Raw genomic sequence first — 8,326 nt, forward strand, 5'->3', positions numbered from 1 at the left:
TCGCAGAGCGATTACGAAGAGCTGCTACCGAACAGGCTCAAAGCCGCCGACCTCCTTTTGCCGCAATCAATAAGTGGGGTTTAATTAGCGGATACGTATTTGTCAACGATCTTGCCTATCTACTATATCGATCAAGAGGAAGGTTACTCGGATTACTATAGTCCTCAGAGTAAATTTATAAAAGATCAGTTCTCTGAGATGGTAAGATTGATTTTTAATTTGCCTGTGAAGAACTCATTTGATGCCGGGCAAGCAAAGAGAGATTCAAAAGAAAAATTGGATTTCCTAGATAGGCAAGTTGAAGAGTACTCACGGCAAGTCAATTTAGCAAAAGAAGCTGTAATTGCTATTGAATTGTCTGAAGATGAAATTGAAAAACAAATATCAAATCTTAAAAGTGAGCTGGAGGTTATCCTTGATTCTGGAGCTAATTATAACGATGCGTTAAATGCTCTTGATGTCTTAGTAATTAACATTAGAAAGAGAATATCTGGTTTGGATGATGAAATCGATAGTATTGAGAAATCGATCTTTTCCTTTGACCAAATAATTGGAGAGATTAATACTGAGATCGACACGTTAAATTTGAATGAGGCTGCCAGGAGGGTTTTTCTGTCTTTTAATGAAATTTGCGGCTCAAACGATTGCAAGCTTTTCTCCTCTAGCTCTAAATCCTATGCTAAAAATCTATTATATCTTAAAGATCAGATTAAAGATTTAATTAGAAACCAAGAGTCTGATAAGATAAAAATTGAACAATTGAAGCAACGTAGAGATGAGGAAATTGAATATTTACATTCAGTAATTGAAGAAAGGGGTGAGTCACGGGAAAACAATGAAATAGAAATGTTGGTTCATGCCGTTTCGCAAATTAAAGATGACATATTTGAGTTGCAAGATAAAAAAAGAAAGATTGTCGAATACCGCCTTTGTCAAAACAAGTATTATGAAAAATATAACGAAAGAGACAAGGTGTTAAAAGAACACGAGTCGTTCACAGCTGATAGACGATCTAACCCCGATTTGATAAAAGTCAGAACAGGAATACGACAAAAGTTTTTAGATTGGCTTGATATTATTAATACGCAAAACATAGTACGGGATATAACATTTACAAATGATTTTGGTCCTATCTTAGGAGCAGAAACTATCAAACAGCTTAGAGGCAGCACGAAGGTTAGAGCTGTCTTGTCGTTTCACGCTGCTCTGATAGACCTAGCAGTAACAAATAGTAAATGTTCGTTAAACCTCTTTATTATGGATGCGCCGAAACAGCATGAATTGCCAAACAAAGAGCTAGATGATTTCATAAAAGCGTTAAAAAACATTTCACAAGATAAACACACGCAGGTCATATTTTCTGCTACAGAATATAAGTACGAAGGCGATGATAATGATCAAGTATGGGTACCTCTTTATCCAGGGGAAAAGCAGAATATGTTTATGAAATCCAACGATAAAAATGGAGACGGAGCCCGATTATAAAAAATATAAGAAAAAGAGGACAGATCTAATCGCCCTGACCAAATAAATGCCTGGATCATCCGGTTGTCATCTAGTTTCTCGGTGACGGTCAGAGAGACTGGGGATAGGTCTTGGCTTTTTGGTATCTAAGTCAATACATTGATATTGTTTTGTGTTTCACGGCCTGCCTAATTGTTATCCAACTGACAATAGCCCTGATGTATGAATTTATCAGGAGTTTACTATTAAACATTCTCAACAAGACTGTCACATTATCCACAGCATGAATAATACGAGGATTCAAAGTGAAAGATTTAATAAAGATCATATGCGCAATCATCTTTCCACCAGTCGCAGCCTTCCTGCAAGTTGGGTTAGGAAAACATTTTTGGATTAACATTGTGCTAACAATTCTTGGTGTTATTCCTGGTATGGTTCATGCTGTTTGGATAATTGCTAAAAACAAAAAATAGTCCTCATCAAGCTGAAGCGTATTTTTTACTGTTGTAAGAAACAGAGGACAGACCACAATTACAGCTAGCGCAAACAGGGTAATGCACCGGCAAAACCGGTGGTCATCATGTTAGCGATCAAAAATTAACATAATCAAGAAGATATTATGGAAGAAAACGTAATATTTGCCTTTTCTCTTACATTATTTGCCGGTTTATCTACAGGTGTGGGTAGTCTTATCGGTTTGCTGTCAAAAAAATTTAATCCTAAACTTCTCACAATATCATTGGGATTTTCAGCAGGGGTAATGCTTTATGTCTCTATGATTGAAATATTTGTTAAAGCCAAGGATTCACTATCATTATCTTTGGGTGAAAAAGTCGGTTATACCTGGACTGTTGTTGCCTTTTTCTGTGGCATTTTCCTAATTGCATTGATTGACAAATTGGTACCTGCTTATGAAAATCCACATGAAATGAATACTAAAAAAATTATCGAGGAATCATCTGATAAAGATAAAGCAAGATTGTTACGAATGGGCATGTTTTCTGCTCTAGCAATCGGTATTCATAATTTCCCCGAAGGCCTTGCTACATTTATGAGTGGGTTAACCGATCCAACCCTCGGAATAAGCATTGCCATTGCAATTGCAATTCATAACATCCCAGAAGGGCTCGCTGTTTCTGCTCCCATTTACTATGCGACAAAAAGCAGAAGAAAAGCATTTATTTATTCATTTCTTTCAGGTCTTGCTGAGCCTATTGGAGCATTAATAGGTTACTTCCTGCTGAGACAATTTTTCAATGACCTCACTTTTGGTTTTGTTTTTGCGAGTGTAGCTGGGATCATGGTGTATATATCTCTCGATGAGCTACTACCTACAGCCGAAGAGTATGGTGAACATCATTTAGCCATAGGTGGTCTAGTTGCTGGTATGTTAATTATGGCTATAAGTCTACTACTTTTTCTATAAATCATATCAGTTCAGTCACTTATCGACACTTTTGGAAAAATAGTAGAATGCGACCCAAGCGTTTCACATGGACACCCGTGATCGCACGCCAGTGAACTTACCGTTAGTTGGCAGCATATTCTCTTAGAGGTACATGTGACCAAAAAATTATTCTGGGATGACCCGTACGCAAGGTCGCATCACACCGTGGTGTCTTCGGTTGATGGGTGTGAGGTCGAGTTAGAGTCCACAATATTCTTTGCCTTCTCTGGCGGGCAAGAGAGTGATCAAGGATCCATAGCTGGAATCCCCGTTGTTTCGGCAAGAAAAGATGACTTGCGGATCAAGTACACCCTTCCTCCAGATCACGGACTCCTCGTTGGCCAACCTGTGAAAGTGGATATCAACTGGGAGAGGCGCTATCTTTTGATGCGACTTCATTTCGCGGCCGAGTTAGTTCTTGAGTTATTCTACCAAGAACTTAATGGGGTGGTTAAGGTAGGAGCCCACATCGCGCAAGACAAGGCTCGGATCGACTTTGCGTGGCCACAAAGCATTTCTCCACTCCTTCCCACCTTTTCTGAAAAGGCAAACCAGATCATCTCTTCAAACATTGATATCCGAACTGGTTTCGATGATGTTGATAGTGAACGGAGATATTGGGAGGTTAAGGGTTTTTCTCGCGTTCCATGCGGGGGCACTCATGTCCGTTCAACCGGGGAGATCGGCCAAATCAGGCTCAAGAGAAACAACATTGGCAAAGGTAAGGAGCGCGTCGAAATCTTTCTGTGTGAACATGAAAATACATGAAATAAACGGGGACAGATTTAACTCCAACAACACAATATTGCACCTGGTAAACCGGTGATCATCACGTTCGGTGATAAGAAATGAGAATTGCCTCCGATAAAGATTTGGAAACTATTGTCGCCATCTATAACTCTACCATCCCATCCAGACAATCAACCGCAGATACTTTGGAAGTGACTGTTGATTCAAAACTGGAATGGTTTAGACAACACGATCCCAAAAAGACACCGTTATATGTTCATGAAGAGAATGGCGAAGTAGTTGCTTGGGTCAGTTTTCAGTCATTCTATGGCCGTCCCGCTTATGATCATACTGCTGAAATTAGTATTTACATAGCTCCTGAAAGTAGAGGAAAAGGACTAGGCAAATCCCTTCTTAAAGAATCATTGGAACTGACAAAGCAACTAGATATAAAAACTGTGGTTTGTTTTATCTTTTCTCATAACACACCAAGCATCAAACTATTTAAATCTTTTGGTTTTGACGAATGGGGCATGCTTCCAAATGTAGCTGAAATGGATGGGAAAGAATACAGTCTGTCCATTATTGGCAAGCGAGTGAATAAATAATGCGCCAAAATAAAAAATGGGACTGATTTAATTCCCACAAACAAATAATGCACCAGGTAAACCGGTGATCATCTGTTTTTATTAGGAGGCTCATATACCATGAAAATACATTTAACCAAAAACGAATATAGATCCTTACTGGAAATGTTATCAATGGCAGAATGGGTGATGCATTCTCACCCAACTGATAGCAATGAAAATTGCCAACAATATGATTCGGTTATACAAAAACTGCTTTCTTTTTATCAAAACTTTAAATGCGAAGATCTGGTAGAGCATGATAAGTCTCATAATAAATATTACCAAACGAGTATTGAGGACGATGAGTCACCTGTTAATATTTTAATTAAGGAATATGAAACAGAAGTCTTTTGGGAAGAGTTAACGCATCGTTTGGCAAAACGAGATCTCATCGAAAAGCATGGTAGAAAAGAAGTTGCAGAGATGGAGCAAATGGAAAGATATGAAGCAATTCTCAAAGAAACAGAAAAGTACTATGAAGAATTTGAAAAAGCAGGAATCGACAATTTAAAGATAGATAAGTGAAATAACAAGTCCATCAACACAGGCCTGCAAACAGCACGCTACCGCTTTTGCATACATTCGGCATAGGAAAAACATCAAATCGACCAATAAAACAAACTAAGATTAAGGAAGTATGACAAAAAATATTTTTCTCCTTATACTGATACTATTGTCTATGAGTTCTTGGAGTTATTGCACAGACAAAGTAGTAACAGTTGCCACCTTAGGAGATTATGCTCCGTTTTGTTTTTCCACAAACGAACAAAAGACGATTGAGTTCTTACCACCAGGAACAGATTCCGAAGTACTCAAAGGGTATAGTTGGGATGTGTTAAGGGAAAGTTACCATGAAATGGGATATACCATCAAACTGTCTGTGACCCCATGGAAAAGAGCATTAGAGTATGTAAAACATGGAGATATCGATGTACTTTTCCCTGCTGGAAAAAATACAGAAAGGCAAAACATTTTTTATTTTTCAGAAGAACCCGTGAATCAGGCTAATTTCTTAATTTATGTCAGATCAGATAATCCAATTATCTGGAAAGGCCTGGAAACCTTCAAAGGCCAAACTATTGGCGTAAAACGTGGATTTAATTATGGAGACAAATGGGAAGCAGTAACAGATGTCAACAAATTTGAAATCGATAGAATTTTACAAGGTTTCCAAATGCTTTATATAAAACGGCTCGATGGCCTACTTGGATATGAAACAAATTGGGACTATATTCTAAAACAAATAGGCTGGGAAGACAAATTCAAGAAACTTCCCATTTTCGATTCAACGCCAGAATATTTAGTTGCTCTTAAAAATAACCCCAATGCAATAGAAATTTTGAAAGCATATGATATTGGCAAAAAACAACTCATAAAGAATGGTCAATTTAATAAACTTGAGGAAAAATGGTTGAAACAATAACAAGCGAAATCAAAATATGTAAGAATAAAGGACAGGATTAATTTCGACAACATATACAGAAAAAAAAACTGATGGCCATCCCCTCTTTTAGGCAAAACTCTTAGGAAAGTATTTTTAATATGATTATCAGAAACGAAAAAGAAGATGATCACAGGATCGTCGAAGAACTAACCAAAAGAGCCTTCTGGAACTTGCACGTCCCTGGGTGTAATGAGCATTACTTGGTCCACCAAATGAGAAGTCACCCCGACTTCTTGCCCGAGTTAGCTTTTGTCCTTGAAATTGAGGGCAAAATTATCGGGAACATAATGTATACCAAATCAAAACTGCTCAATAACCAGAACCATGAAGCAATCATTCTGACTTTTGGCCCCGTGAGCATAGAACCTCAGTATCAAAGAAAAGGATACGGGAAAAAGCTCATCGAACATAGCTTCGAAAAGGCAAAACGCATGGGATACAACTATATCGTAATCTATGGTAACCCTTGCAACTATGTCGGCTTAGGCTTCAAAAGCTGTAAAAGGTTTAATATCTATGTGGGAGATGAGATTTACCCAAGCGCTCTGCTGGTCAAGCAAATCGGAGACAATAGCTTAAGCAACGAAAAATGGAGATTTGTAGAAAGTGGCATCTACGCTGTTGATAACAATGAAGCTGAACTATTTGATAAGGGTTTTGAAGCGATGCCAAAAGAGGTAAACGATTATCAAGAAGAATTTTACATAATGAGCAATTCAAGAGTAACAGCCTAGCAGCTAACAGCTGTCTTAACTGATAAAATAAAATAAGAGACTAATCGGGAGTTACCCTCGAAGTACCCAGGCGATCAGCAGCTCAAGGATTTACGTAATCCGTCAATATCTGAGCGTCTGAAGCAATCCCGATTCTGTTCAGGTGGCTGTCAAGCTTGCTGATGCATTCGTAGTAATGATCCACTATTCGTTTTTTTTCTTCACGGGATAATGCCATTGCCCATAAAACTCTATCCTTTAGCGGGAGTTCATAGGCTGGCAGCATTGGACAATTTGCATCGTCACAGATGCGCTCGAAGAGAAGGCCGTTTATGATTACATCTTCATGAAGCAACATGGTCACCCAGTACACAGTTAGTATTAGAAATTTTTTCAATGCGTACCAGGGAAATACAATTTTCACAATAGGTATATATACCTATTTGTTTGTTTTTTTTATAAATAGCCTGTCATTTATCCTTCTACCCTGTTTCTCATGGTTTGTTTACAGCCGTCACAATCATATTGGACAGACTAAGCTTTCGACCAGAAAGTGATACTAACGCCCTGTTTTAAAACTTATTTACCACACAACACGAATCAACCTAATCAACCAACACACACAGGAGATCCCATGCGACGATCAGATAGAGAGGAGAAAGATCAAACAGTTATTAATGATATTATAAATAGATCTACTGTTTGTCGGTTAGGCATGGTCGATGGGGATAAACCATATGTTGTACCGGTCTGCTTTGGTTATGATGGCAAATGCATTTACATCCATGGCGCAATCAAGGGGCGCAAGATCGATGTACTGCAAAAAAATTCTAACGTCTGCTTCGAAATCGACCTAATAGCTGATCCCATAGCAGCAGAGAACGCTTGCGACTGGGGCATGAGATACCAGAGCATCATTGGCTTTGGAAAAGCTACCTTTATCGAAAGCCCTGATGACAAACGTGAGGCCCTGGACGTTATCATGGCCCAGTACTCAGACAAGAGGTATCAGTTTCCCGACAATATGCTGAAGGCTACAGCGGTGATGAAGATTGAGATCGAAAACATGACCTGCAAGCAGTGTGGTCTGTAGGCAAATAACACAGGGGACGGATATATAACCAAGCCAACCCGTCCCCTGCCATTACCCGTTGATTCTGCTATGTGCAAATGCGAACTCTGATCTCATTTGCATCCATCTTTACCCCTCTGAAGAGCTGCCGCCAATCTATCAGTTTCTCACTGAAACTTTAGACCAAACGTCAACATCACGACTCTGGGGTTCATTCTTCATGACAAACTCAGTCCAACCAGGAGGAACGTTCAGAATCTCTACTCCGATTCCGATGGACTTGCCTTGAACCTTTTCTGAATACCATTTTGGCTTAGTGGTCATCTTGAAATTTTTACCACCAGCTGACATTACGACAGTCAGCCTGCCGGATCGAACATTGATCTTCTTTGAAACATCTACCAACCGCATGCCATTGAGTGAAATATCTCTTACAACCCCGGTGAAAAAACCATTGCCATCAGATAGATCGACCGCGAGGCAGTCACCCATCATGATTCTATTGTGTCTTCGCTTTTCCATTTTTCCCTTTCCCCTTTCCCCTTTCTATTGCCTGACAACACACAATGAATTTCAGCAAGGAACCAGAATAGTTTTTCCCTTTTTTCCCTTTTTTCCCTTTTTTCCCTTTTTTCCCTTTCAAAATCAACACAAATATTGACAGATGGCTACAGAATTGTCCGGAAAAACAAATGGATTTCACTCCAACAACAAAACATTTTCCCGCTACTACAGTGTATCCGCTAATTAAACCCCACTTATTGATTGCGGCAAAAGGAGGTCGGCGGCTTTGAGCCTGTTCGGTAGCAGCTCTTCGTAATCGCTCTG

At 39.1% G+C, this 8,326-nt stretch carries 12 protein-coding genes; 9 read left to right on the forward strand and 3 right to left on the reverse strand.

The window, feature by feature from the left end:
* Positions 1–99 precede the first annotated feature (99 nt).
* The 8 genes from BUF15_RS25760 (at position 100) to BUF15_RS25795 (ending at position 6,447) form a co-directional block, all read left to right on the forward strand.
* Positions 100–1,485, forward strand: a complete 1,386-nt coding sequence (locus tag BUF15_RS25760) for a coiled-coil domain-containing protein (RefSeq protein WP_073617177.1) — start codon at positions 100–102, stop codon at positions 1,483–1,485.
* Positions 1,486–1,769: 284 nt separating this feature from the next.
* Positions 1,770–1,937 (forward strand): YqaE/Pmp3 family membrane protein, encoded by a 168-nt coding sequence (locus BUF15_RS25765; protein ID WP_073617180.1) that lies wholly within the window; start codon positions 1,770–1,772, stop codon positions 1,935–1,937.
* Between the two features lie 146 nt (positions 1,938–2,083).
* Positions 2,084–2,890 carry a zinc transporter ZupT gene (gene zupT, locus BUF15_RS25770; protein ID WP_073617182.1) on the forward strand — a complete coding sequence of 269 codons (807 nt, stop codon included), beginning with the start codon at positions 2,084–2,086 and terminating at the stop codon, positions 2,888–2,890.
* 135 nt (positions 2,891–3,025) lie between these two features.
* Positions 3,026–3,679 (forward strand): alanyl-tRNA editing protein, encoded by a 654-nt coding sequence (locus tag BUF15_RS25775; protein ID WP_073617184.1) that lies wholly within the window; start codon positions 3,026–3,028, stop codon positions 3,677–3,679.
* An 80-nt stretch (positions 3,680–3,759) separates the two neighbouring features.
* Complete coding sequence (locus BUF15_RS25780) at positions 3,760–4,248, forward strand: GNAT family N-acetyltransferase (protein WP_073617186.1); 489 nt, start codon at positions 3,760–3,762, stop codon at positions 4,246–4,248.
* 99 nt (positions 4,249–4,347) lie between these two features.
* Positions 4,348–4,794, forward strand: a complete 447-nt coding sequence (locus tag BUF15_RS25785; RefSeq protein ID WP_073617189.1) for a hypothetical protein — start codon at positions 4,348–4,350, stop codon at positions 4,792–4,794.
* 112 nt (positions 4,795–4,906) lie between these two features.
* The gene (locus BUF15_RS25790) at positions 4,907–5,692 is read left to right on the forward strand and encodes a substrate-binding periplasmic protein (RefSeq protein WP_073617191.1); all 786 of its coding nucleotides are present in this window, start codon (positions 4,907–4,909) and stop codon (positions 5,690–5,692) included.
* 119 nt (positions 5,693–5,811) lie between these two features.
* Positions 5,812–6,447, forward strand: a complete 636-nt coding sequence (locus BUF15_RS25795; protein WP_073617193.1) for a GNAT family N-acetyltransferase — start codon at positions 5,812–5,814, stop codon at positions 6,445–6,447.
* Positions 6,448–6,529: 82 nt separating this feature from the next.
* Here BUF15_RS25795 and BUF15_RS25800 read toward each other — a convergent pair whose 3' ends face one another.
* Complete coding sequence (locus BUF15_RS25800) at positions 6,530–6,850, reverse strand: hypothetical protein (RefSeq protein ID WP_143170895.1); 321 nt, start codon at positions 6,848–6,850, stop codon at positions 6,530–6,532.
* A gap of 210 nt (positions 6,851–7,060) precedes the next feature.
* On the opposite strand from BUF15_RS25800, the gene BUF15_RS25805 reads away from it, so the two are divergent.
* Positions 7,061–7,519 (forward strand): pyridoxamine 5'-phosphate oxidase family protein, encoded by a 459-nt coding sequence (locus tag BUF15_RS25805; RefSeq protein ID WP_073617195.1) that lies wholly within the window; start codon positions 7,061–7,063, stop codon positions 7,517–7,519.
* Between the two features lie 138 nt (positions 7,520–7,657).
* Here the strand turns inward: BUF15_RS25805 and BUF15_RS25810 are convergent, their stop codons facing one another.
* Together BUF15_RS25810 and BUF15_RS27265 are read right to left on the reverse strand one after the other, a co-directional pair.
* Positions 7,658–8,020 carry a PilZ domain-containing protein gene (locus BUF15_RS25810; RefSeq protein ID WP_084554617.1) on the reverse strand — a complete coding sequence of 121 codons (363 nt, stop codon included), beginning with the start codon at positions 8,018–8,020 and terminating at the stop codon, positions 7,658–7,660.
* Positions 7,998–8,326: hypothetical protein (locus BUF15_RS27265; protein ID WP_159441392.1), on the reverse strand; the 329-nt coding region annotated here is incomplete at its 5' end. The genes BUF15_RS25810 and BUF15_RS27265, both read right to left, overlap by 23 nt.

The organism is Desulfopila aestuarii DSM 18488, assembly GCF_900143695.1.
In the GTDB taxonomy this organism is placed as follows: domain Bacteria; phylum Desulfobacterota; class Desulfobulbia; order Desulfobulbales; family Desulfocapsaceae; genus Desulfopila; species Desulfopila aestuarii.

Excerpts from the sequence above, each read along its gene's own strand:
- BUF15_RS25795 (WP_073617193.1), top strand. The coding sequence starts at position 5,812 with ATGATTATCAGAAACGAAAAAGAAGATGATCACAGGATCGTCGAAGAA.
- BUF15_RS25790 (WP_073617191.1), top strand. The coding sequence starts at position 4,907 with ATGACAAAAAATATTTTTCTCCTTATACTGATACTATTGTCTATGAGT.
- zupT (WP_073617182.1), top strand. The coding sequence starts at position 2,084 with ATGGAAGAAAACGTAATATTTGCCTTTTCTCTTACATTATTTGCCGGT.
- BUF15_RS25810 (WP_084554617.1), bottom strand. The coding sequence starts at position 8,020 with ATGGAAAAGCGAAGACACAATAGAATCATGATGGGTGACTGCCTCGCG.
- BUF15_RS25805 (WP_073617195.1), top strand. The coding sequence starts at position 7,061 with ATGCGACGATCAGATAGAGAGGAGAAAGATCAAACAGTTATTAATGAT.
- BUF15_RS25780 (WP_073617186.1), top strand. The coding sequence starts at position 3,760 with ATGAGAATTGCCTCCGATAAAGATTTGGAAACTATTGTCGCCATCTAT.
- BUF15_RS25785 (WP_073617189.1), top strand. The coding sequence starts at position 4,348 with ATGAAAATACATTTAACCAAAAACGAATATAGATCCTTACTGGAAATG.